Annotated in this window: 21 protein-coding genes and 1 tRNA gene; 13 read left to right on the top strand and 9 right to left on the bottom strand. The window is 61.7% G+C overall.

Annotated features, from left to right (window positions below):
- Position 1 precedes the first annotated feature (1 nt).
- From J9885_RS01365 to rpoS, 4 genes are read left to right on the top strand one after another with little or no spacing between them, the layout of a single operon-like run.
- Positions 2–619: a protein-L-isoaspartate(D-aspartate) O-methyltransferase gene (locus J9885_RS01365; protein WP_043764150.1), complete on the top strand. Its 618-nt coding sequence runs from the start codon at positions 2–4 to the stop codon at positions 617–619.
- Complete coding sequence (locus tag J9885_RS01360; protein WP_210547849.1) at positions 616–1,197, top strand: YqaA family protein; 582 nt, start codon at positions 616–618, stop codon at positions 1,195–1,197. The genes J9885_RS01365 and J9885_RS01360 overlap by 4 nt, the downstream gene beginning before the upstream one ends.
- A 9-nt stretch (positions 1,198–1,206) precedes the next feature.
- Positions 1,207–2,274, top strand: a complete 1,068-nt coding sequence (locus J9885_RS01355) for a LysM peptidoglycan-binding domain-containing protein (RefSeq protein WP_210547848.1) — start codon at positions 1,207–1,209, stop codon at positions 2,272–2,274.
- A 46-nt stretch (positions 2,275–2,320) separates the two neighbouring features.
- Positions 2,321–3,304, top strand: a complete 984-nt coding sequence (rpoS, locus tag J9885_RS01350; RefSeq protein ID WP_043764154.1) for an RNA polymerase sigma factor RpoS — start codon at positions 2,321–2,323, stop codon at positions 3,302–3,304.
- A gap of 73 nt (positions 3,305–3,377) precedes the next feature.
- Here the strand turns inward: rpoS and tsaD are convergent, their stop codons facing one another.
- The gene (tsaD, locus tag J9885_RS01345) at positions 3,378–4,391 is read right to left on the bottom strand and encodes a tRNA (adenosine(37)-N6)-threonylcarbamoyltransferase complex transferase subunit TsaD (protein ID WP_210547847.1); all 1,014 of its coding nucleotides are present in this window, start codon (positions 4,389–4,391) and stop codon (positions 3,378–3,380) included.
- Positions 4,392–4,570: 179 nt separating this feature from the next.
- On the opposite strand from tsaD, the gene rpsU reads away from it, so the two are divergent.
- The 5 genes from rpsU to J9885_RS01320 all read left to right on the top strand — a co-directional run bounded on the left by rpsU (position 4,571) and on the right by J9885_RS01320 (position 9,462).
- On the top strand, positions 4,571–4,786 hold the full coding sequence (gene rpsU, locus J9885_RS01340; RefSeq protein WP_005309452.1) for a 30S ribosomal protein S21: 216 nt from the start codon (positions 4,571–4,573) through the stop codon (positions 4,784–4,786).
- 15 nt (positions 4,787–4,801) lie between these two features.
- The gene (locus tag J9885_RS01335; RefSeq protein ID WP_134694671.1) at positions 4,802–5,245 is read left to right on the top strand and encodes a GatB/YqeY domain-containing protein; all 444 of its coding nucleotides are present in this window, start codon (positions 4,802–4,804) and stop codon (positions 5,243–5,245) included.
- An 88-nt stretch (positions 5,246–5,333) separates the two neighbouring features.
- Positions 5,334–7,121, top strand: a complete 1,788-nt coding sequence (gene dnaG, locus J9885_RS01330; RefSeq protein ID WP_210547846.1) for a DNA primase — start codon at positions 5,334–5,336, stop codon at positions 7,119–7,121.
- A gap of 183 nt (positions 7,122–7,304) precedes the next feature.
- Positions 7,305–9,200: an RNA polymerase sigma factor RpoD gene (gene rpoD, locus J9885_RS01325; protein WP_289711753.1), complete on the top strand. Its 1,896-nt coding sequence runs from the start codon at positions 7,305–7,307 to the stop codon at positions 9,198–9,200.
- Between the two features lie 185 nt (positions 9,201–9,385).
- Positions 9,386–9,462, top strand: a tRNA-Ile gene (locus tag J9885_RS01320).
- Between the two features lie 50 nt (positions 9,463–9,512).
- On the opposite strand, the gene J9885_RS01315 is transcribed toward J9885_RS01320, so the two are convergent.
- The 6 genes from J9885_RS01315 to purH form a co-directional block, all read right to left on the bottom strand.
- Positions 9,513–9,983 (bottom strand): tetratricopeptide repeat protein, encoded by a 471-nt coding sequence (locus tag J9885_RS01315; protein WP_210547845.1) that lies wholly within the window; start codon positions 9,981–9,983, stop codon positions 9,513–9,515.
- A gap of 135 nt (positions 9,984–10,118) precedes the next feature.
- Complete coding sequence (locus tag J9885_RS01310) at positions 10,119–12,695, bottom strand: alpha amylase C-terminal domain-containing protein (RefSeq protein ID WP_210547844.1); 2,577 nt, start codon at positions 12,693–12,695, stop codon at positions 10,119–10,121.
- A gap of 266 nt (positions 12,696–12,961) precedes the next feature.
- A complete protein-coding gene (locus tag J9885_RS01305; protein ID WP_210547843.1) occupies positions 12,962–13,516 on the bottom strand; it encodes a cytochrome b/b6 domain-containing protein in 555 nt (184 codons plus the stop codon).
- Entirely contained in the window at positions 13,497–13,871 is a 375-nt protein-coding gene (locus J9885_RS01300; protein WP_043764163.1) for a cytochrome b562, read from the bottom strand. Before J9885_RS01300 ends, J9885_RS01305 begins: the two co-directional genes overlap by 20 nt.
- A 321-nt stretch (positions 13,872–14,192) precedes the next feature.
- Positions 14,193–15,482 carry a phosphoribosylamine--glycine ligase gene (purD, locus tag J9885_RS01295; RefSeq protein ID WP_210547842.1) on the bottom strand — a complete coding sequence of 430 codons (1,290 nt, stop codon included), beginning with the start codon at positions 15,480–15,482 and terminating at the stop codon, positions 14,193–14,195.
- Positions 15,483–15,592: 110 nt separating this feature from the next.
- The gene (gene purH / locus J9885_RS01290) at positions 15,593–17,185 is read right to left on the bottom strand and encodes a bifunctional phosphoribosylaminoimidazolecarboxamide formyltransferase/IMP cyclohydrolase (protein ID WP_210547841.1); all 1,593 of its coding nucleotides are present in this window, start codon (positions 17,183–17,185) and stop codon (positions 15,593–15,595) included.
- 434 nt (positions 17,186–17,619) lie between these two features.
- On the opposite strand from purH, the gene zntR reads away from it, so the two are divergent.
- From zntR to J9885_RS01275, 3 genes are all read left to right on the top strand, one after another.
- A complete protein-coding gene (gene zntR / locus J9885_RS01285) occupies positions 17,620–18,057 on the top strand; it encodes a Zn(2+)-responsive transcriptional regulator (protein ID WP_043764212.1) in 438 nt (145 codons plus the stop codon).
- On the top strand, positions 18,047–18,583 hold the full coding sequence (locus tag J9885_RS01280; protein WP_210547840.1) for a dihydrofolate reductase family protein: 537 nt from the start codon (positions 18,047–18,049) through the stop codon (positions 18,581–18,583). The genes zntR and J9885_RS01280 overlap by 11 nt, the downstream gene beginning before the upstream one ends.
- Before the next feature lie 126 nt (positions 18,584–18,709).
- The gene (locus J9885_RS01275; protein ID WP_210547839.1) at positions 18,710–18,928 is read left to right on the top strand and encodes a ribosome alternative rescue factor ArfA; all 219 of its coding nucleotides are present in this window, start codon (positions 18,710–18,712) and stop codon (positions 18,926–18,928) included.
- Positions 18,929–19,041: 113 nt separating this feature from the next.
- Here J9885_RS01275 and hemW read toward each other — a convergent pair whose 3' ends face one another.
- Together hemW and rdgB are read right to left on the bottom strand one after the other, a co-directional pair.
- The gene (hemW, locus tag J9885_RS01270) at positions 19,042–20,187 is read right to left on the bottom strand and encodes a radical SAM family heme chaperone HemW (RefSeq protein WP_210547838.1); all 1,146 of its coding nucleotides are present in this window, start codon (positions 20,185–20,187) and stop codon (positions 19,042–19,044) included.
- A 133-nt stretch (positions 20,188–20,320) separates the two neighbouring features.
- Positions 20,321–20,917 (bottom strand): RdgB/HAM1 family non-canonical purine NTP pyrophosphatase, encoded by a 597-nt coding sequence (gene rdgB / locus J9885_RS01265; RefSeq protein ID WP_043764171.1) that lies wholly within the window; start codon positions 20,915–20,917, stop codon positions 20,321–20,323.
- A 232-nt stretch (positions 20,918–21,149) separates the two neighbouring features.
- Here rdgB and J9885_RS01260 point away from each other — a divergent pair, with 232 nt between their 5' ends.
- Positions 21,150–22,313: a multidrug effflux MFS transporter gene (locus J9885_RS01260; RefSeq protein WP_210547837.1), complete on the top strand. Its 1,164-nt coding sequence runs from the start codon at positions 21,150–21,152 to the stop codon at positions 22,311–22,313.
- Positions 22,314–22,326: the final 13 nt, after the last annotated feature.

The raw sequence follows: 22,326 nt of genomic DNA, 5'->3' as shown, positions 1-22,326 counted from the left end.
TGTGATAGTACAGCGCCTGTTGAATCAACTGATTGCCCAGGATGTGCGTGATTTCCGCGTGCTGGCGGCGATTGCGAAAGTGCCGCGCCAGCTGTTCGTGGACGAGGCCATGGCCCACAAGGCCTGGGACAATACGGCCCTGCCCATCGGCCATGGCCAGACCATCTCCCAGCCCTACATAGTGGCGCGCATGACCGAGCTGCTGATCCAGAACGATCCGGCCCATGTGCTGGAGATCGGGACGGGCTCCGGTTATCAGACCGCAGTGCTGGCCCATCTGGTGGAGCATGTCTACACGGTGGAGCGGATCAAATCGCTGCAGTTCCAGGCCAGGCGCCGGCTGCGCCAGCTTGATCTGCACAATGTCTCTGCCAAGCATGGCAACGGCTGGCTGGGCTGGCCGAACAAGGGGCCTTTCGATGCCATCCTGGTGACGGCGGCGGCGAGCGAGGTGCCCAAGGCCCTGACCGATCAGCTGGCCGATGGCGGTCGTCTGGTGTTGCCGGTGGGAGATAACCAGCAGACCCTGCAGCTGATCGAGCGATCCGGCTCGCAGCTCACCAGCCGGATCCTGGAGCCGGTGCGTTTTGTTCCCCTGATTGACGGAGATGTCGAGTGAAGTTGTTTTCCCGCCTTTATTTACGGGTGATGCAGTGGGCCCGCCACAAGCATGCCCCCTGGTACCTTGCCATCACCGCGTTTATCGAGTCCATCTTCTGGCCCATCCCGGTGGATGTGATGCTGGCCCCCATGGCGCTCGGCAAACCCCAGCGGGCCTGGCACTATGCCGGGATCGCGACCCTGTTTTCGGTGCTGGGGGCCCTGCTGGGCTATCTGCTCGGCTATGGCCTGTGGGAGCCTGTCGTCCAGCCGCTGGTGGCCTCGGTCGGTTATGAGGACAAGATTGCTCTGGCCGAACAGTGGTTCGAGCAGTGGGGCATCTGGGTGATTTTTATTGCCAGTTTCACGCCGATCCCCTACAAGGTGTTTACCGTCACGGCCGGCTTGCTCCACATGGCACTGCTGCCCTTCATCCTGACCTCGCTCATCGGCCGTGGCATGCGCTTCTTCCTGGTGGCGGGGCTGATGCGCTGGGGTGGCGAGAAGATGGAGCGCAAGCTGATGCACTATGTGGACGTGCTCGGTTGGCTCTGTATTGGTTTGGCCGTTGCGGCCTATTTCTGGTTTAGTCGTTAAGGATCCACTATGTGTTCGCGTGTTTGGCAAGGTAGCGGAGTCGTCGTGTTGTCATGGCTGCTGCTCGCCTGTTCCTCCAGCAAGACTGCTGCCCCGGTACACAGCCTGGGCAATGATCAGATCGCCTCGACCATCCCGGTCCGTCAAGGGGTGGCCAAATCCGGCATTCAGGGCAGCGGTTACACTGTGGTCAAAGGGGATACCCTTTACTCCATTGCGTTCCGCTCGGGCATGGACGTGGATGCGCTGATCAGCATGAATGGCATCACGCCGCCCTACAACATCTACCCCGGCCAGCAACTCAGACTGGATGGTAGCGCCCCCACTGCGGTGGCGAGTGTCGGCAGCCCGGTCAGTCGTGGCAGCGTGACGGGGACGGGCAGTTATCAGGTCCGCCGTGGCGATACTCTGAGCAGCATAGGCCGCCAGTTTGGTGTCTCCAATCAGGTGCTGGCACAGCGCAACAACCTTCAGGCTCCCTATGACCTGCACGTGGGTCAGGTACTCAACGTGGGGGCTGCGGGGGCCTCCAGCGGCCAGATGGTGGCGGCGGTTACCCCGACCGTGACCAGCACGGGCCCCAAACCGCTGGCGACGGCGCCAGCAGGTACGACCACACCATTTATTGCTCAGAAAACGATTGCTCCTGCCCCGTCAACAGCATACGCTCAGGCGAAAGAACAAAAAAACGTCAGCTCCCCGTCAACACTCTCCTGGCATTGGCCTACCAAAGGTCGGATCGTCGAAGGCTTCTCCGTTGCGGAGCAAGGCAACAAGGGCATCGACATTTCTGGCCAGAAGGGTCAGCCCATCTATGCCGCCAGCGGCGGCAAGGTGGTCTACGCGGGCAGTGCTCTCAGGGGCTATGGCAAGCTGATCATTCTCAAGCACAACGATGACTACCTCTCCGCCTACGCTCACAATGATGAGCTGAGGGTCAAAGAGGGAGACAGCGTCAAGGGCGGAGCAGTTATCGCCAATATGGGTAGCACGGATGCGCCGGATGTGCGCTTGCACTTTGAAATCCGGTACAAAGGCAAGTCGATCAACCCGATGGGCTATTTGCCAAAGCGTTAACTCAGAGAGCTAGGTCTTACTCTGGTGCAGGTCAGGGAGACATATCATGAGCCAAGAACAACTGGTAATGCAGGATGCAGAGTTAGAGTTCGACGAAGAGCTGGAGGATCAGGAGGCAGAAGAAGTTCAGGAGGTGGCGGCCGAGGCCGAAGAGACCATTTCCGATGAACTGATGGCGCCCGAACTGAACAAGGTGATGGACGCCACCCAGCTCTATCTGGGGGAGATAGGTTTCTCCCCCTTGCTCACGGCTGAAGAGGAAGTCTATTACGCCCGCCGTGCCTTGCGCGGCGACAAAGCGGCGCGCAAGCGCATGATCGAATCCAACCTGCGCCTGGTGGTCAAAATTGCCCGGCGCTACAACAACCGCGGCCTGGTGCTGCTGGATCTCATCGAAGAGGGCAACCTCGGTCTCATCCGCGCGGTCGAAAAGTTCGACCCCGAGCGCGGCTTCCGTTTCTCCACCTATGCCACCTGGTGGATCCGCCAGACCATCGAGCGGGCCATCATGAATCAGACCCGCACCATTCGTCTGCCCATCCATGTGGTCAAAGAACTGAATGTCTACCTGCGCACCGCGCGCGAGCTTTCCCATCGTCTCGATCATGAGCCGACCGCCGAGGACATCGCTTCTGCGCTGGATCGCTCGGTCGACGATGTGAATCGCATGCTCAAGCTCAATGAAAAGATCACCTCGGTGGATACCCCTATCGGCGGCGATCGCGACAAGGCGCTGCTGGACGTGCTCTCCGACGAGCGCGGCATGGGGCCCGAGCTGGAGTCCCAGGAAGATGACATGCGCAGCAGCATAGTGCACTGGCTGGAAGAGCTTAACCCCAAGCAGCGCGAAGTGCTGGCCCGCCGTTTCGGCCTGCTCGGCTATGAACCGGCGACGCTGGAGGACGTGGGGGCCGAGATCGGTCTGACCCGCGAACGGGTTCGCCAGATCCAGGTGGAAGGGCTGCGCCGTCTGCGGGAGATCCTGCTGGGGCAGGGGCTCTCTATCGAGGCACTCTTTAGAACCAACTAACCAGCGGCGATAGCACCGCCAGACACGAAAAAGGGGCCATGGGCCCCTTTTTATTGAAACAGGATCTTGTGGATCACACCGGATCCAGCGTATCCAGCGGCCAGCGCGGTACGGCCTTGACGGCCAGCGGCTCGAACACGCCCGCCTTCAGGCGCTGCATGCCGGCATAGGCGATCATGGCACCATTGTCGGTGCAGTATTCGGTGCGCGGGTAGAAGACTTCACCGTTCAGGCTCTCCATCAGCTCGGCGAGCTGGGCCCGCAGATGGCGGTTGGCACTGACGCCACCGGCCACCACCAGACGATTGAGGCCGGTCTCCTTCAGGGCGCGGCGGCACTTGATGGCCAGGGTGTCGACCACGGCGTCCTCAAACGCCCGAGCGATGTCGGCACGGGCCTGTTCGTCATCACCATTGGCGGCGATGGTGTTGGCGGCGAAGGTCTTGAGGCCGGAGAAGCTCATGTCGAGCCCGGGGCGGTCGGTCATGGGACGCGGGAAGGTGAAACGTCCCTTGGTGCCTTTCTCGGCAAGACGGGAGAGCAGGGGGCCACCGGGGTAGTCCAGTCCCATCAGCTTGGCTGTCTTGTCGAACGCTTCGCCGGCGGCATCGTCGATGGATTCCCCGAGCAGCTGGTAGCTGCCGATACCATCGACTCTGACCAGCATGGAGTGGCCGCCGGAAACCAGGAGGGCCACGAAGGGGAACTCGGGAGCCTTCTCTTCCAGCATGGGGGCCAGCAGGTGGCCTTCCATGTGGTGTACCGCCACGGCGGGTTTGCCCCAGGCCATGGCCAGGGAGCGGCCTATGGTAGCCCCGACCAGGATGGCGCCCACCAGCCCCGGACCTGCGGTATAGGCGATGCCGTCGATCTCATCCTTGCCGATTCCGGCCTCCTTCAGGGCGGCCTGGATCAAGGGGATCGTCTTGCGGACATGATCCCGGCTGGCCAGCTCGGGAACGACGCCGCCGTAGTCCGCATGCAGCTTGACCTGGCTGTATAACTGGTGGGAAAGGATCCCTTTTTGATCATCGAAGATCGCGATCCCGGTTTCGTCACAGGATGTCTCTATGCCCAATACACGCATTGCTAAAAAATTTCACTGCTAAAATGAGACGGCTATGGTAACCTTCGCGGGTTTTTTAAACCAGAGCGATCTCTGCGGGTTTACTTTCATTCCCTGTCCAGAGTATAATTTCGCACCATTTTAAGACATGCTGATCGATTGAAGGTCAGCTAACAATTTATCACTGAGGTGAAAGGCACATGCCAGTAATCAAAGTCCGTGAAAATGAGCCGTTTGACGTTGCTCTGCGTCGCTTCAAGCGTTCTTGCGAAAAGGCCGGTATCCTGTCCGAAGTTCGTAGCCGTGAGTTCTACGAGAAGCCGACTACCATTCGCAAGCGCGCCAAAGCGTCCGCCGTCAAGCGTCACGCCAAGAAGCTGTCCCGCGAAAACGCACGTCGTATCCGCCTGTACTAATCAAGGGATCATGCCGTGTCTCTGAAGGATCAACTCAAGGATCAGCAAAAGCTCGCCATGCTTGCCAAAGACAAGGCTCGCCTGGGAGCGATCCGTTTGTTGATGGCCGAGATCAAGCAGCGTGAAGTTGACACTCGTGTCGAGCTCGGTGATCAGGAGATCCTCGCCGTTGTGACCAAGATGGTCAAACAGCGTCGTGATTCCATCACCCAATTCGAAGCTGCCGGTCGCCAGGATCTTGCCGACAAAGAGTCCGCAGAGATCGCTGTGCTGCAGGAATTCCTGCCACAACAGCTGACCGAAGCCGAGATCGCCGCCCTGATTGAGCAAGCCGTTGCCGAAAGCGGGGCTGCCGTCATGGCTGACATGGGCAAGGTCATGGCTGTCTTGAAGCCGAAAATTCAGGGGCGTGCCGATGTCGGCGCCGTCAGTGCGCAGGTGAAAACCCGCTTGGCGTAACAGGCAACTCTCTTGTTTGGTCAAAGAAGCCGTGCTTCCCTGGGAATGCGCGGCTTTTTTATTTTCTATGCAATGAAACAGGACGGTTATGGCAGGCAGGATCCCGCAATCCTTTATCGATGATCTGCTCGTACGCACCGACATAGTCGAACTAATCGACTCCCGTGTGCGGTTGAAGAAAGCCGGTAAGAACTACCAGGCTTGCTGCCCTTTTCATAACGAAAAAAGTCCCTCCTTTACCGTCAGCCAGGAGAAGCAGTTCTACCACTGTTTCGGTTGTGGTGCCCACGGCAATGCCATCGGCTTTGTCATGGAGTACGACGGGCTCGAATTTCCCGATGCCATCGAGGAGCTGGCCAGCCTGCATGGCATGCAGGTGCCGCGCGATCAAACCTCGGGTGGGTCTGGCAATAGCCAGCCGGCTGTCAGCAAGGATCTGTTCGAACTGATGAACCAGATCGCCCGCTTCTATGAGAGCAATCTCAAGAACGCGCCGCAGGCGGTGGAGTATCTGAAAGGCCGGGGTCTGACTGGCGAGGTGGTCAAGCGCTTCAACATCGGGTATGCCCCGGGCGACTGGGATCAGGTGAGGAGGCGGTTTGGTGCCAGCCGGGATCACGAGCAACTGCTTATCTCCGGTGGCATGTTGATCCCCCGCGACAGCGGCCCCGGCAGCTATGATCGTTTTCGCGATCGCATCATGTTCCCGATCCGGGACAAGCGCGGCCGGGTCATCGGCTTTGGCGGGCGTGTGCTGGGTGACGGCACCCCCAAATACTTGAACTCCCCTGAAACCCCCATCTTCCACAAGGGGAGGGAGCTGTTTGGGCTCTATGAGGTCAAACAGGCACACAAGGATCCTCGCCGGATCCTGGTAGTGGAAGGCTACATGGATGTAGTGGCGCTCGGGCAGTACGACATCGATTATGCGGTGGCGGCACTGGGCACGGCAACGACCAGCGACCATATCCACACCCTGTTTCGCACCACTGCCGAGGTGGTCTGCTGCTATGACGGGGACAATGCCGGCCGTGAGGCGGCCTGGCGGGCATTGGATAACGCGCTGCCCCATCTGCAGGATGGTCGTGAACTCAAGTTCGTCTTTCTGCCGGATGGGGAGGATCCCGATTCCCTGGTTCGCCAGATCGGCAAGGAGGGGTTCGAAGCCCTGCTGGACAAGGCCCAGCCTTTTGCCGACTTCATGTTCGAGCGCCTGGGGCGCGATGCAGCCCTCTCGGGAGAAGCGGGCAAGTTCGAAGTGGCCAACAAGGCTGCGGAACTGATACGCCGCGTACCGGAGGGCTTCACCCGCGAGGGGTTGATCACCCGTCTCTCCAGCATGATGCGCTGGGGGGAGAACAAGCAGCGGATCGCCGAGTTGTTTGCCAGAAGCAGCCAGCCCAAGGCCGAGATGAGCAAGTCCAAGGTGGCCAAACTGACCCCGCTGCGCCGGGCGTTGGCCCTGATGGTGCAATATCCGGCGATCACCGCCGAGTTGCCGGCCATGCCTGAGCTGGCCGATCTACGTCTCCAGGGCATCCGGTTCCTGCTGCAGCTGCACCAGCAGATCCTGACTCAGCCTGGGGTGACGACGGGCATTCTGCTGGAGCATTGGCGTGGCACCAAGGAAGGAGAAATCCTGGCCCAGCTGGCGATGCACGATCTGTTTGAAGAGGTAAAGCTCGACCAGGAGCCCGATATTCTGGGAGAATTGCAGGATACCTTCGTCGGTTTCATCAACCTGTTCCTGAAGCAACGCATCGAGGAATTACAGGCCAAGGTGGTGCAAGAAGGGCTAAGCTCTGAGGAGACACAAGAGCTGATGATGCTGATCAGAGAGGTGCAGATTGAGAAAAGAAATGAGAGTGGGGCTTGATATTTGAGTGAGTAGTCCCAATATGAATAGCGTTGCCCGAATCGACGGGATTGAAAGCAAACACTTTATAACCACCTGGCCCCGACAACACTGCGGGCAGGGGTTTCTCATGACCGACGCCGCAACCAGACATAGCATGTCTGGCGGTTTTCTATTAGAATTGGCTATTTGCGCAGCAGCGCACTGTACGCGCAACCTAGCAACACCAACCGGATGAGTTCTATGGAGCAAACCCCGCAGTCTCAGCTTAAACTCCTCGTTGCCAAAGGTAAAGAACAGGGCTACCTGACTTATGCCGAGGTGAACGATCACCTCCCGCAAGACATTGTCGATTCAGACCAGATCGAAGACATCATCCAGATGATCAACGATATGGGCATTCAAGTGGTTGAAAACGCTCCGGATGCCGATGACCTTATCATGGCTGAAGGTGGTACCGCCGATGAAGACGCTGCCGAAGCAGCGGCCCAGGCACTGGCATCTGTTGAATCCGAGATTGGTCGCACGACCGATCCCGTCCGCATGTACATGCGAGAAATGGGTACCGTCGAACTGTTGACCCGTGAAGGCGAGATCGATATCGCCAAGCGGATCGAAGACGGGATCAACCAGGTACAAAGCTCCGTGGCCGAGTACCCGGAAGCCATCACCTATCTGCTCGAGCAGTACGACAAGTATGAAGCCGAGCAACTGCGCCTCTCCGACATCATCTCCGGCTTTATCGACCCGAACGAAGTGGATGACGTGGCGCCGACCGCCACCCACATCGGCTCCGAGCTCAGCGAAGATGACCTCGCCGATGAGGATGAAGACGAAGACGAAGACGAAGACGAAGACGGCGACAATTCCGACGACGACGGCGACGGCGGTCCGGATCCGGAAGTCGCGCGCGAGAAGTTCGGTGAACTGCGCGCCCAGTATGAAGTGACTCGTCTCTCCATTCAGCAGAATGGTCGTGCCCACGACGACACCCAGAACGCCATCGCCCAGCTGGCCGATGTCTTCCGTCAATTCCGCCTGATGCCCAAGCAGTTCGATCGTTTGGTCAATAACATGCGGGAGATGATGGAGCGTGTCCGCGTGCAGGAACGCATCATCATGAAACTCTGCGTGGAACAGGCCAAGATGCCGAAGAAGACCTTCGTCGCTGCCTTCACCAACAATGAGTGCGAGACTGCCTGGTTCGAATACCAGAAGCAGGCCGGCAAGGCGTGGTCTCCCCGTCTGCTCGAGATGGACGAAGAGATCCTGCGTTCCATCGGCAAGCTGCAGCAGATCGAAGAAGAGACCGGCCTGTCGATTGCCCAGATCAAGGATATCAACCGTCGCATGAGCATCGGTGAGGCCAAAGCCCGCCGTGCAAAGAAAGAGATGGTCGAGGCCAACCTGCGTCTGGTTATCTCCATCGCCAAGAAGTACACCAACCGCGGTCTGCAGTTCCTGGATCTGATCCAGGAAGGCAACATCGGTTTGATGAAGGCGGTCGACAAGTTTGAATACCGTCGTGGCTACAAGTTCTCGACCTACGCCACCTGGTGGATCCGTCAGGCCATCACCCGCTCCATCGCGGATCAGGCCCGTACCATCCGTATCCCGGTGCACATGATCGAGACCATCAACAAGCTCAACCGTATCTCCCGTCAGATGCTGCAGGAGATGGGGCGCGAACCGAACCCGGAAGAGCTGGCCATGCGCATGGGCATGCCGGAAGACAAGATCCGCAAGGTATTGAAGATCGCCAAAGAGCCCATCTCCATGGAGACGCCCATCGGCGATGATGAAGACTCCCACTTGGGCGATTTCATCGAAGATACCACGTTGGCCCTGCCGGCGGATGCGGCCACCAGCGAGAGCCTGCGCAACGCGACCCGCGAGGTGCTGGCCGGCCTGACCGCCCGCGAAGCCAAGGTGCTGCGCATGCGTTTCGGTATCGACATGAACACCGACCACACCCTCGAGGAAGTGGGCAAGCAGTTCGACGTCACCCGTGAGCGTATTCGTCAGATCGAAGCCAAGGCCCTGCGCAAACTGCGCCACCCGAGCCGCTCGGAAGTGCTGCGCAGCTTCCTGGACGAGTAACCCTCGACCATCTGCTCCGGCCTGGAGCCGCAGCCAAAAAGCCCCGCCATGCGGGGCTTTGTTTTATCCGCCGTATGGGATGACCGAGTCCCTGTCGAGATGGACAAAATCTCGCCAAGTGGTTGATATGACTATGGACGGGTTATCTCGCATCCCCTATAATCCACGCCGCAAACCAGCATCATGGCCCCTTAGCTCAGTTGGTTAGAGCAGTCGACTCATAATCGATTGGTCGCCCGTTCAAGTCGGGCAGGGGCCACCACATTTCAGCCAAAGCCGCTCCTCGTGAGCGGCTTTGTCGTTTCTGGCGTGTCACCAGCGCCTGTCCAGATCCTCGGCATAGAGTGCCATGGCGCGCCGATAGGGTGCGATCGCGGGATCCGTGGTCGTTGCCGCCAGCACCGCCAGCAGGCTCTCCATCCCCTCCTTGTGGCGTCCCAGGTTGTAGCAGGTCATGGCACGAAACACCTTGAACTCCACGGCATCGGGGAAGCGGGCCAGCGCCTCATCGAAGGTGGCCAGGGCCTCGGCATCGTGCCCCGTGGTGCGATAGGAGCTGCCGAGGCCGAGCCAGGCACCGCGCAAGGATGCATTGCCCAGCCCCAGTTCGATGGCCTTGCGGTAGAGCGGGATGGCCTGGGCCTCGCGCCCGAGCATGTCGTGCAGACTGGCCACTTCGTAATGCAGCTCGGCATGGGCCGGGTGCTCGATGAGTTGCAGCAGGCCGTGCTGGCGGGCTTCCTCGATCCGTCCCTCGGCCTTGAGAGTATTCAACTGTTTCATATGCGCTCCTGCATGGGGATGAAGGATCAGTATGCATGTCGATGGGGTGGCGGGGAACGTGCCATGGGGCCATGAAAAAGGCCTCCCGCCGATGGCGGGAGGCCTGGTTGCAATGCATTGGGCGTGTGTCCAGCCTTACTGTGCGCTCAGGCTGTAGGCCAGGGTCTGGTCATTGAAACGCACCACATAGACGCCAACCACTGCGGTGGCGATGTCTGCCCCGGCCAGCTCGGCCACGCCATCCTTGTTGGTGTCGCCGTAGTTCTGGGTCCAGTCCCCCTTGACGTCGAACTTGAAGCGCTGTCCACCGTTGCCATCCCCGCTGCCGGTGAAGGTGACGCTGGCCTGCCAGAGGTGATCCCCCACCAGTGACATGGGTGTGGTGCCCCAGCTGTTGGTGGTGCCGCGAATGTTGAGGCTGGCGACATTCTTGGCATAGGTGACGCTCACCGGGGTCAGGCTGTATTGCAGGGTCTGATCGTTGAAGCGTACCCGGTACTGGCCGGTGACCGTGGTGTAGATGTCGCTGCCGGTCAGTTCGGCCACGCCGTCCTTGTTGCTGTCGCCATAGTTCTGGGTCCAGTCCCCCTTGACGTCGAACTTGAAGCGCTGGTTGGTCTGCCCGTCGAAGGTGACCAGGGCTTCCCACTGGTTGTCGGCGACCAGCGTCATGGCAAGGGATCCCCAGGCATTGGGGGTACCGCGGAAGTTCAGGGTCGGCAGCACGCTGGCATAGGTGCCGTTGTCGTCGGTGACGGTCACGGTGGCGCTGGCACTGGCGGTCAACCCTTCCGCATCGGTCACGGTGACCGTCACGGTATGGGTACCCGGGGTATCGAACCGGACTGTCTCCGTGGCGGCGGTGCCCCCGCTGGACCAGCTGTAGCTCACCACGCCGCCATCGTCGCTGGAAGCTGAGGCGTCGAACACCACGCTCTCACCCGCCTTGACGCTGAGGGTCTTGGGGGAGAGGGCGGCCACCGGTGCCTGGTTGCTGGTGAGGGGGGTGACCGTGTAGCGTAAATCGCTCTCGCTCAGGGTAATGCGGTAGGTGCCCGCCCCGCTGACCAGGATATCCTTGCTGCTGCCCTTGTCGGCGATGCCATCCCCCTCGTTGTCGCCGTAGTTTTCGGTCCAGTTGCCGAAGACGTCGAACTTGAAGCGCTGGGCACCGGTGGCGTCACCGTTGCCGGTCAGGGTGAGGGTGGCGGACCAGACACGGTTGGCATCGACGGTCATGGGGGTGTTGCCCCAGGCGTTGTGAGTGCCACGCAGGTTCATGCTGCTGAACTTGTTGCCCGGCAGGACGGAACCTCCGCAGGGGCTGGCTTTGGTGCAACCGGCGAGGATGGCTGTTGCCTTCATGCCGGGTACGTTCAGGCTGGCCTTGCCGCTGCCATCGACGGTGACATAGCCGCCGCTGCAGTAATCAGTGCCCCCCAGGAGGTTGCAGTACTCGCCGGCCGGCAGGCCGGTCTGCACCGAGGCCACCAGGCTGCCGCTCTCGTTGTTGATGGCGACGAAGCCCTTGTCACCGCGGCCGAAGGCGATCTGGTTGTTGCCGTTGTCCCACCAGTGGCTGACGGGCTGGCCCTCGGTTCTGTTGTGGAACAGGGCCATGTTCATGATGGTCGGGCGCCGCTGCTCGCAGTTCCACTGGCTGTCGGAGCAGGGCGTGCTGCCCGGTGCCCCCTTGTCGGTTTCATAGGTGCCCATGTTTTCGAAGCGGTAACCCGACATCACCTGCTTCCAGCCATAGGGCCAGGCCATCATGAAGGTGTTGGCCAGCTCATAGCGGGCGCCGTTCATGAAGGTGAGCATGCCACCGCCACCATGGCCCCGCTCGCGGTCGTGGTTGACCACGAAGACGAATGCCTTGTTCGACGGGAGAAGGCCCCAGCTCTCGCCCAGGGTCTTGAGGTTCTTGATCTGGCCGTTGAAGTTGGCAGCGAGATCCGTGCCGTATTTGAAGTCGGTGACGGTGTCTATGTAGGTGTAGCGAGGGGGCTGGATGTCGGCGGATTCCCCGCCTGCGCCGATCACCTCGAGGTAGGCTCTGGGGCTGCCCGCCTTGTCGAGGATGGCCTTCACGTCGGCCGGGGCCATGTGCTTGGCCGCATCTATGCGAAAGCCCGCCACGCCCCAGCCGAGCAGGGTCTTCATGTAGGTGGCGATCTGATCCTGCACGTAGGCGGAGCCTGTATTGAGGTCCGGCATGCCGTAGAGGGCGCCGTTCCAGACGTTGTTGCTGTCGCCGTAGTTGGTGATGTCGCCGCTGTGGTGGAAGTCGTTGTAGCCGAACTGGGGATACTGGAATTGCCCCGAGTTGTAGCTGCCACCGCCGGTGGCGGTGCCGGTGCCCGAGGCCAGCTGGTTGAAGACGGCGTCGGCGTAGACCTTGACCCCGGCCGCGTTGCAGCGGGCGATCATGCTTCTGAGCTCCGCCTCGCTACCGCCGAAGCTGTTGAAGTTGCTGAAGCTGACCGGTTGATAGACGGTCCACCAGACCTGGCTGCCCTGCTTGTGTTCGGCGGGGGGGGTTATCTGGACGCCGCCGAACCCCTTGGGCCCGAGCACGGTCTCGCACTCGTTGGCGATGTCGTTGAACTTCCATTGGAACAGGTGAACCATGACCCCTTCGGCGCTGGCAGTGTGGCTGAAAGAGCCGAGTGCTGCCGCCAGCAGGGCGGTTCGAAACAGTGTGGTGTGCATGACGATTTTCCCTTCGATCTTGTTATTGACGTATCACTGTCTATGAATCGAACGGACAACAAACTTCCTCGTTCAGCTCAGTAGCATTCATGAAAATCTGCTGGTTGAACATTGAACAGCCTGAATTAATTAAGAAATGTGAATGAAAATGCTTTCATGCGTCCCTGTCGGAAGAGGACGCGACAGCGCCTGTGCAGGTCGCTGCACGGGCCGGGAGAAGGGCGGGGGAAGAGACAAGAACGGGGCCCATCAGGGCCCCGGGAGAGTCAGGTGTTGGGTTCCTGTTGCTGAACCCGGGCATCGCGTCTGCGCCTTGGCAGCATGCGGGTCACCAGGTTGCTGCGCTGGCGCCAGGAGGTGTAGATGACGGCGCTCAGGTGCAGGGCGATCATGCCCTGCAGCGCCCAGGTACACCACTCGTGCCAGTCATCGGCCCCGAGCTCGAAGCCGGTCTCGGTGTTCTGGAACCAGCCGGTACCGGCCGTCGCCAGGACGAGCAGCCAGAGTGCCCAGACCGCCAGCTTGCCGCTGCCGTGGTGGCCGGGCGTGGGCGGGGTTCGCTCGCGCAGGGCATCGGCCTGCTGCCGGAAGTCCTCCCGGCTCGGAATGAGGGCGCGCAGGCGGGCGGGGCCGCGTGCGAAGGTGAGCCCCCACAGCAGGCGCAGTCCGATCAGCACCATGACGGCGTATCCCATCCGCTCGTGCCACTCTTCCCCCGCTTCGTTGAGCCAGAGATTGCCGATACAGATGGCCGCCACCCCCCAGTGGGTGAGGCGGACCAGACCATCCCAGTGGAAGGGATCAGCCTTTCTGCTTGGCATAGTTGTGGTACTCCTTCTTCAGGTCGTTGACCTTGGCCAGGTGAGCCTGGGCCTTCTCCTGGTCTCCGGCCTGCAGGGCCGCCAGGCTGGCGTCCAGCTCGTTTTGTACCTTGTTCATGCCTTCGAGGAATTTCTCCTTCTTGGCGGCCGGCATGTTCCTCTCCTTGGCCACATCCAGCTGGGCCTTCATCTCCTTGATGTGTTTCTCCATGGTGGCCGCATCGTCGGCCTTCACGGCCTGCTTGTAGTTGAAACCGATCTTCTTCATCGGTTGCTCCAGATCGCCGGCCACGGCGGGCAGGGTCATCAGGCCGAACATCAGGGGCAGCAGCAGGGGACGCACAGTTTTCAGCATGGGATTTCCTTATGAGACGACGAAATTGCAGGTTCTTATGACACTCATATGAGTGCGCTATCGGCAGCATGATGCCACGAAAGCTGGCCAATTGTATGGGGAAAGTGCGACTGATTGTGACGAAATGTGTGCATCCTGCTGTACGAATGTAACCGAACGGAGTGTGTCAGGCATCGGATGCCAAGCGGGCGAAACGGAAGGCTGAAGCCCACCAAGGCGGCCTGGCAGCAGCATGCGGGGAGTCCGAATGCAGTGGGGGGCTGCACCCCGGCAACAAAAAAGGGCCCGGGGGCCCTTGTCTGCGAGGTAGCAAGTGACGGCTTATTTGGCCAGCTCGCGTTCGATGGCGCGCCAGCCGATGTCGTTGCGGTAGAAGACGCCGTCCCACTTGATGCGCCCTGCCAGCTGATAGGCCCGTTGCTGCGCCTCGGCGACCGTGTGGCCGAGGGCCGTGGCGCACAGTACGCGCCCCCCGGCGGTGACTACGGTATCGCCTTCCATGCGGGAGCCGGCGTGGAATACCTTCTCGCCGCTCGCCTCTTCCACCGGCAGGCCGCTGATGGGCTTGCCCTGCTGGTAGTCGCCGGGGTAGCCGCCCGCCGCCAGCACCACGCCGATGGCGACGCGGGGGTCATAGATGGCTTCGACCTGATCCAGCTTGCCGGCGCAGGCTGCCAGGCAGAGCTCCACCAGATCGGAGCGCATGCGCAGCATGATGGGCTGGGTCTCGGGGTCGCCGAAGCGGCAGTTGAACTCGATCACCTTGGGGTTGCCCTGGCCGTCGATCATCAGGCCGGCGTAGAGGAAACCGGTATAGACGTTGCCCTCGGCCGCCATGCCGCGCACGGTCGGCATGATCACCCGCTCCATCACGCGCTGGTGCACCTCGGGGGTGACCACGGGCGCGGGGGAGTAGGCGCCCATGCCGCCGGTGTTGAGGCCGGTATCGCCATCACCGACCCGTTTGTGATCCTGGCTGGTGGCCATGGGCAGCACATGCTCGCCGTCCACCATAACGATGAAGCTCGCCTCTTCCCCGTCCAGGAACTCCTCGATCACCACCCGGGCGCCGGCATCGCCGAAGGCATTGCCGGAGAGCATGTCGCGCACCGCCTCTTCCGCTTCGGCGAGGGTCATGGCGACGATCACCCCCTTGCCAGCGGCCAGGCCGTCAGCCTTGATCACGATGGGGGCGCCTTTCTCGCGCAGGTAGGCCAGGGCTGGCTCCACCTCGGTGAAGTTCTGGTACTCGGCGGTCGGGATGGCGTGGCGGGCCAGAAAATCCTTGGCAAACGCCTTGGAGCCTTCCAGCTGGGCAGAGGCGGCGGTCGGGCCGAAGATGGCCAGCCCCTCGGCGCGGAACGCATCGACCACCCCTTTCACCAGCGGCGCTTCCGGCCCGACGATGGTCAGACCGATGTGCTGCTCCTTGGCAAACGCCAGCAGGGCCGGGATGTCGGTGGCCGAGATGGCCACGTTCTCGATGCTCCCTTCATGGGCGGTGCCGGCATTGCCGGGGGCGACGAAGACCCGGGTCACCAGGGGAGATTGCTTGGCCTTCCAGGCCAGGGCGTGTTCACGGCCGCCGTTGCCAATGATCAGTACTTTCATCGTATCGCTCGCTTCTATTCGGGGTCACTGGCGGGCCAACAGCCTGCGCCAGTGAAAATAGCCAGGTGAAAAGAGACAACAAAAGGGCCGCCAGCGGCGGCCCTGATCCATCAGTGACGGAAATGGCGCATGTTGGTGAACACCATGCACATGCCGTGTTCGTTGGCGGCGTCGATCACCTCCTGATCGCGCATCGAGCCACCGGGCTGGATGACGCAGGAGATACCCGCAGCAGCAGCGGCGTCGATGCCGTCGCGGAACGGGAAGAAGGCGTCGGAAGCCATGACGGAGCCCGCCACGGTCAGCCCTTCATCCTCGGCCTTGATGCCGGCGATCTTGGCGGAGTAGACCCGGCTCATCTGGCCGGCGCCCACGCCAATGGTCTGGCCGTCTTTGGCATAGACGATGGCGTTGGACTTGACGAACTTGGCGACCTTCCAGCAGAACAGCAGGTCTTTCAGTTCAGCCTCGGTCGGCTGGCGCTGGCTGACCACGGTCAGATCCCCCAGGGTGACCATGCCGAGATCGCGCTCCTGCACCAGCAGGCCGCCGTTGACGCGCTTGAGGTCAAACCCTTGCGCCGGGGCAGTCCATTGACCGCACTCCAGCAGACGCACGTTCTGCTTGGCGGCGACCGCGTCGCGGGCTGCCTGGCTGATGCTGGGGGCGATGATCACTTCCACGAACTGGCGGGCCACGATGGCCGCAGCGGTGTCGCCGTCCAGTTCGCGGTTGAAGGCGATGATGCCGCCAAAGGCCGAGGTGGGGTCGGTCTGGTAGGCGCGATCGTAGGCGGTCAGCAGGTTGTCACCGATGGCGACGCCACAGGGGTTGGCGTGCTTGACGATGACGCAGGCCGGCTCGCTGAACTCCTTCACGCACTCCAGCGCCGCGTCGGTGTCGGCGATGTTGTTGTAGGAGAGGGCCTTGCCCTGCAGCTGGGTGGCGCTCGCCACCGAGCCCGGTGCGGCCTGCTCTTCGGCGTAGAAGGCGGCAGCCTGGTGGCTGTTCTCGCCGTAGCGCATGTCCTGTTTCTTGATGAACTGGGCGTTGAAGGTACGCGGGAAGCGGGACTCTTCATCCCCTTCCTTGTTCTCGCCGTAGGAGGGCACCAGAGTGCCGAAGTAGTTGGCGATCATGCCGTCGTAGGCGGCGGTGTGCTCGAAGGCTGCAATGGCCAGATCGAAGCGGGTCGCCAGAGTCAGGCTGTTGCCGTTGCCATCCATCTCGGCGATGACGCGGTCATAGTCGGAGGCCTTGACGACGATGGTGACGTCCTTGTGGTTCTTGGCAGCGGAACGGACCATGGTCGGACCGCCAATGTCGATGTTCTCGACGGCGTCTTCCAGGGTGCAGCCAGCTTTGGCCACGGTGGCGGCGAAGGGATAGAGGTTGACGACGACCATGTCGATGGGGGAGATGGCGTGCTGGGCCATGATGGCGTCATCCCGGTCGCGGCGGCCGAGGATGCCACCGTGCACCTTGGGATGCAGGGTCTTGACCCGACCGTCCATCATCTCGGGGAAGCCGGTGTAGTCGGAGACCTCGGTGACCGGCAGGCCGGCATCGGCCAGCAGCTTGGCGGTACCACCGGTGGAGAGCAGGGCCACACCCCGCGCGTCGAGTGCCTTGGCAAATTCCAGGATGCCAGTCTTGTCAGACACACTCAGCAGTGCGCGGCGAATGGGTCGAGCTTGTTCCATCACTCTATCGTCCTCAGCATAACGGGGACCGTTCCATGGGAGGCGAGGCTCAACACACAGAGAGTCCCCAAATAAATGGAAGTGGGGGATTTCGCAAACCACTCTCGCCAGAAGGCTGGCCGTTGGCAAAAGCGTTTTAGGAAATGCCCGCTTGACGCGACGCTCTCTTGTGGGCGCGTATTCTACACAAAAAATGTGAGCCGTGGTGGATTTTTTAAAGAGACAAAGCCTTGTGGGATGCGGCGTTAAACGTTTTCCGGTGGTTTTTTGTGAAACGTTTGTCTTTTCAGTGTTTTGGGGATAAAGGGCCATGATGGGGCGGGTTTGCTGCCCCTTTCCTGCCTTTGGCTGGCAATCGCCGGGCAAAGGGGCGATAGTGGAGGCCGGTTTATATTGAGTACCATGTCGGGGATGTCATGCAGGGGGAGAGGACCATGTATCGGATCGGGGAGCTGGCCAGGGCGTGCGGGGTGAAGGCGGACACCCTGCGCTTTTACGAGAAGAACGGTCTCATCTCGCCAGGCCTTCGCAACGAGTCGGGCTATCGCCTCTACGGGGAGCAGGACAGGCGGCGGCTGGAGTTCATCATCCGTGCCAAGTCGGTGGGCTTCTCCCTGGCGGACATCGGCGAGCTGCTCGCCCTCGACACCAACAAGGCTAAGGTTACCTGCCAGGAGGTGAAGGCGGTGGCCGACGCCAAGCTCGAACAGGTGGAGCAGAAAATCGTCGAGCTGACCCGTTTTCGCGAGAACCTGAGGGAGCTCTCCGACATCTGCTGCGGCGGTCCGCGTTCGGCAGAGCACTGCGCCATCCTGGAGACCCTGGAGTCCGGCGCCCCCTCCCGCCACGAGCATCACGACCATGAGCACTGAACTGCAGCGCCCCCGGGTCAGTGCCTTTCTCGCCCTCTCCCTCGACGGCTTTATCGCGGGGGAGGGGGGCGATCTGGCGTGGCTCACCCCCTTTGGCGGTGACTCTCAGGAGGAGACCGGTTATGCGGGCCTGATGGCGAGCGCGGATACCCTGCTGATGGGGCGCAACAGCTATGACACCGTGCTCGGGTTTCCCGAGTGGCCCTACGGGGACAAGCCGCTGGTGGTGCTGACCCACAGGGCGGCCGATCCCCGCACCCACGTCACCTTCCGGCAGGGGGCGCTGCCACAGGTGCTGGATACGCTCTGGCAGGAGGGGAGCCGCCACCTCTATCTGGATGGTGGCGATCTGGTGCGCCAGGGGCTGCAGGCCGGGGTCGTCGACGAGCTGACCCTGTTCTGGGTGCCGGTCACCCTGGGGCGCGGGGTGCCGCTCTTTGCTGGATCCCTGCCCGGCGCGCTGAGGCCTGTGTCCAGTACCGTGCTGCCGAGCGGGCTGGTGCGGGTCGTATATCAACCGGCCTGAGGATCCCGCCAGCACTCTTGCAGACGGGCCGAGAGAGGCGCACAATCGGCGCGTTTTTCGCCGCCTGCTCCAGGCCTGTGGTGGCAGGGGCGATGGCAAACACGACAACCCCATCAAGGAGCCGATATGGCCAAGAAGAAGGTGACCGCCGTCACCGCAGAACTCACCCACGCCCACCAGCGTGGCATCATCCAGGACAATCACCTCAAGGCACTGGTGACCTCCCCCCTGTTCCAGGCCCGGGTCGAGGCGAGCAAGAAGGGCAAGGGCAGCTATCAGCGCAAGGCCAAGCACGGCAAGCGGTGGGAGCCCGGCCAACAGCAGATGGTATGCGTCTGCTGCTGAGCGGGTTTCCATCCCTTCATCTCAAAACAATCAGGGCGCCCATGGCGCCCTGATTGTTGTTGCGAAAGCGACCGTTTGCTCACGGCTTCGCTGCAAGATGTGTGAACGCCTTCTTACTCGTCCATAAAGAGTTCGAGCAGCACGTTCAGATAGCGATGGCCGAGGGGGGTGAGCTGCCAGCTGTCGCCGAGATCCTCGATCAGCTCCTTGCTCTGGGCGATGTCCAGCACCGTCTCCACCCGTTCCAGCGCCAGGCCGGTATAGGCCTCGAACTCGCGCTTGGGGGCCGGTTCAAACAATCTGAACCGGTTCATGAAGTACTCGAGCGGCAGATCGTCCGCGCTCACCTGCCACTGCTCATCCAGATAGGGGCGGCTCGGGTCCAGATACCCCTTGGGGTGTTTCACCTTGGCGGTGCGCAGGATCTGGCCGTTGGCCAGATCGGTCACCTTGCCGTGGGCGCCGCAGCCGATCCCCAGGTAGTCGCCGAAGCGCCAGTAGTTGAGGTTGTGGCGGCACTGATATCCCGCCTTGGCATAGGCCGAGATCTCGTACTGCTGATAGCCCTGGGCGGTCAGCATGGCGTGCCCCTGCTCGTAGATGTCCCACAGGGTGTCGTCTTCCGGCAGCTTGGGCGGCTTGGAGGCAAACGCCGTGTTCGGCTCTATGGTGAGCTGATACCAGGAGAGGTGCGGCGGCGCGCAGTCGATGGCCTGCTGCAGATCGTAGAGGGCATCGTTCAGGCTCTGATCCGGCAGGCCGTGCATCAGATCCAGGTTGAAGGTGGGAAGCGCGATGGCGTGGGCCAGTTCGGCCGCCTTGCGCGCCTCCTCGGGGCCGTGGATGCGGCCGAGGCGGGTCAGCTTCTCTTGCTGGAAGCTCTGCACCCCGATGGAGATGCGGTTGATGCCGGCCCGCTGGAAGCCGGCGAACTTGTCCGCCTCTACCGTGCCCGGGTTGGCCTCCATGGTGATCTCGCAGTCCGCCGTCAGGGGAATGCGTGCGCGCACCCCGTCCAGCAGGGCCTGCATGGCCGCCACGGAGAGCAGGCTCGGCGTGCCGCCACCGATAAAGATGGAGGAGAGCGGCCGTCCCTGGGCCCAGTGCAGGTCTTGCTCCAGATCCTCCAGCAGGGCCGCCACGTACTCGAGGTGGGGCAGCTCCCCCTTCTGGGCGTGGGAGTTGAAGTCGCAATAGGGGCACTTCTGGACACACCAGGGCACGTGGATATAGAGGGAGAGGGGCGGCAGTTGCAGCATGGGGTTTCCAGTATTCAAAAAATCAAAAGGGGTCGGGTGGCCCTGGCTGCCGATGACAACGGGCCGGGCGCCGCCAACGAAACGGGGGCCGACGGCCCCCATTGTAGATGACAACGCGGCGTTAGGCAGCGCTTTAGTTGACCGCCGCCAGGGCTGCTTTGAGTTTGGCCAGGGCCTGGCCGCGATGGCTGAGCTGGTTCTTCAGCTCGGCCGGCATCTGGGCCGAGGTGCAGTCGTGGTCGGGGACGAAAAACACGGGATCATAGCCAAAGCCGTGCTGACCGCGGGGCTCGTCGATGATCATCCCCTCCCAGCTCGCCTGGCAGATGAGGGGGGTGGGGTCGTCGGCGTGGCGCATGTAGACCAGCACGCACCAGAAGCGGGCGCTTTTCAGGTAATCCGGGGCGCCCTTGAGCTCGGCCAGCAGCTTGTCGATGTTCTCCTTGTCGCTGGCACCAACGCCGGCAAAACGGGCGGAGTAGACGCCGGGACGGCCGTGCAGCAGGTCCACTTCCAGGCCGGAGTCGTCGGCCACGGCGGGCAGGCCGGTGACGCGGGCGGCGTGACGGGCCTTGATGATGGCATTCTCGACGAAGGTGGTGCCGGTCTCATCGGCATCGGAGACTGAAAACTCGCTCTGCGGGATCACCTGGATCTTCATATCGGCCAGCATAGCGGCCAATTCCTTCACCTTTTTCTGGTTCCCTGTTGCCAGGACAAGCTTGTTCATCACACACCTCCGCAAAAATAATCTGCGCATTCTATGCGGGGGCGGGGCCGAGTAAAAGCGCAATTGTCCGATGCTGGGTTCCGTTCGGGCTACAATCTGTCCGGCGTGACAAGCAGATAAAATACATCTTTCCCATAGGGAATAACCGAAGTGATTAAATACCATTTCAATTCATTACTGTGAGTCAGTAGACTCGCGCACCAATCGATATTCCTAGGGCTTGAGGTGACTGATGCCATTGATTCTTCTGCTTGTACTCCTGGTGTTGTTCAGCCCGCTGGCCATCGACATCTACCTGCCCGCCATCCCGCAGATGGCCGAGCAACTGGGGGCCGAAGTGACCCTGATGCAGGGCACCATTACCTGGTTCCTGTTTAGCATGGGGATGGGACAGTTGCTGGTGGGCCCGCTCGCCGATCGCTATGGCCGCAAACCCGTGGCCCTGGGCGGCGTGCTGCTCTATGGCCTGAGCGCGCTGGGCGCCGGTTTTGCCGCCAGCCTCGGTGAGCTGATGCTGGCGCGGGTGCTGCAAGGCCTGGGGGCCTGTGCCACCTCGGTTGCCGCTTTCTCCGTGGTACGTGACAGCTATGGCCCCAAGAAGAGTGGCCAGATGATCTCCTACCTGAACGGCGCCATCTGCTTCATTCCCGCGCTGGCCCCTCTGCTGGGTGGCTGGCTCACCGCCAAGGCCGGCTGGTCGGCGAACTTCTGGTTTATGGCCGGGTACGCCGTCGTGGTCGGCAGCTGGCTGCTGTGGCGGATGCCGGAGACTCGCCCGGAAGAGACCAGCAGCAGCGGCCCGCTCATCAGCTGGTCCCGCTACAGCCCGGTGCTGCGCTCCCCGAGCTTCCTGTTCAACGCGGCCCTGTGCATGCTGGCGATGGCGGTGATCCTGGCCTATGTCACTGCGGCGCCGGTGCAGCTGATGGTGAAGCTGGGTCTGGACATGAACGGGTTCAGCTACTGGTTCACCGCCAACGCTGTCCTCAACATCCTGGCCTGCTTCCTGGCTCCTCGCTTCATCGCCAGGGTGGGGCCGAGGCGGACCCTGCGCCTCGGCTTGCTGGTGCTGCTGATCTGCGCCATCTCCCTGACGCTGGCCATGCACATCCCGCATCCGCTGGCCATGATGGGGCCGGTGTTCCTCTCCAGCATCGGCTTCGCCATGATCCTGGGCGCCGCAGCCGGTATGGCCCTGGCTCCTTTCGGCCACTGCGCCGGCACGGCGGCGGCCCTGCTCGGTCTGTTCCAGATGAGCGGCTCTGGCGCCCTGGTGGGGCTCACCGGTGCCTTGATGCCGGATCCCCTGAGCCAGCTGGCCCTGCACATGTGGCTGTTGCTGCCCCCCTTGCTGGTACTGATGACACGTCAGGGGCGGCGCTTGTGTTTGCAATAAATCCTGTGCTCTG

This window comes from Aeromonas sp. SrichE-2G (assembly GCF_017939565.1).
Classification (GTDB): domain Bacteria; phylum Pseudomonadota; class Gammaproteobacteria; order Enterobacterales; family Aeromonadaceae; genus Aeromonas; species Aeromonas taiwanensis.
Note: the sequence above shows the minus strand (reverse complement) of the source record. Positions and strands in the feature narration are given on the sequence as shown.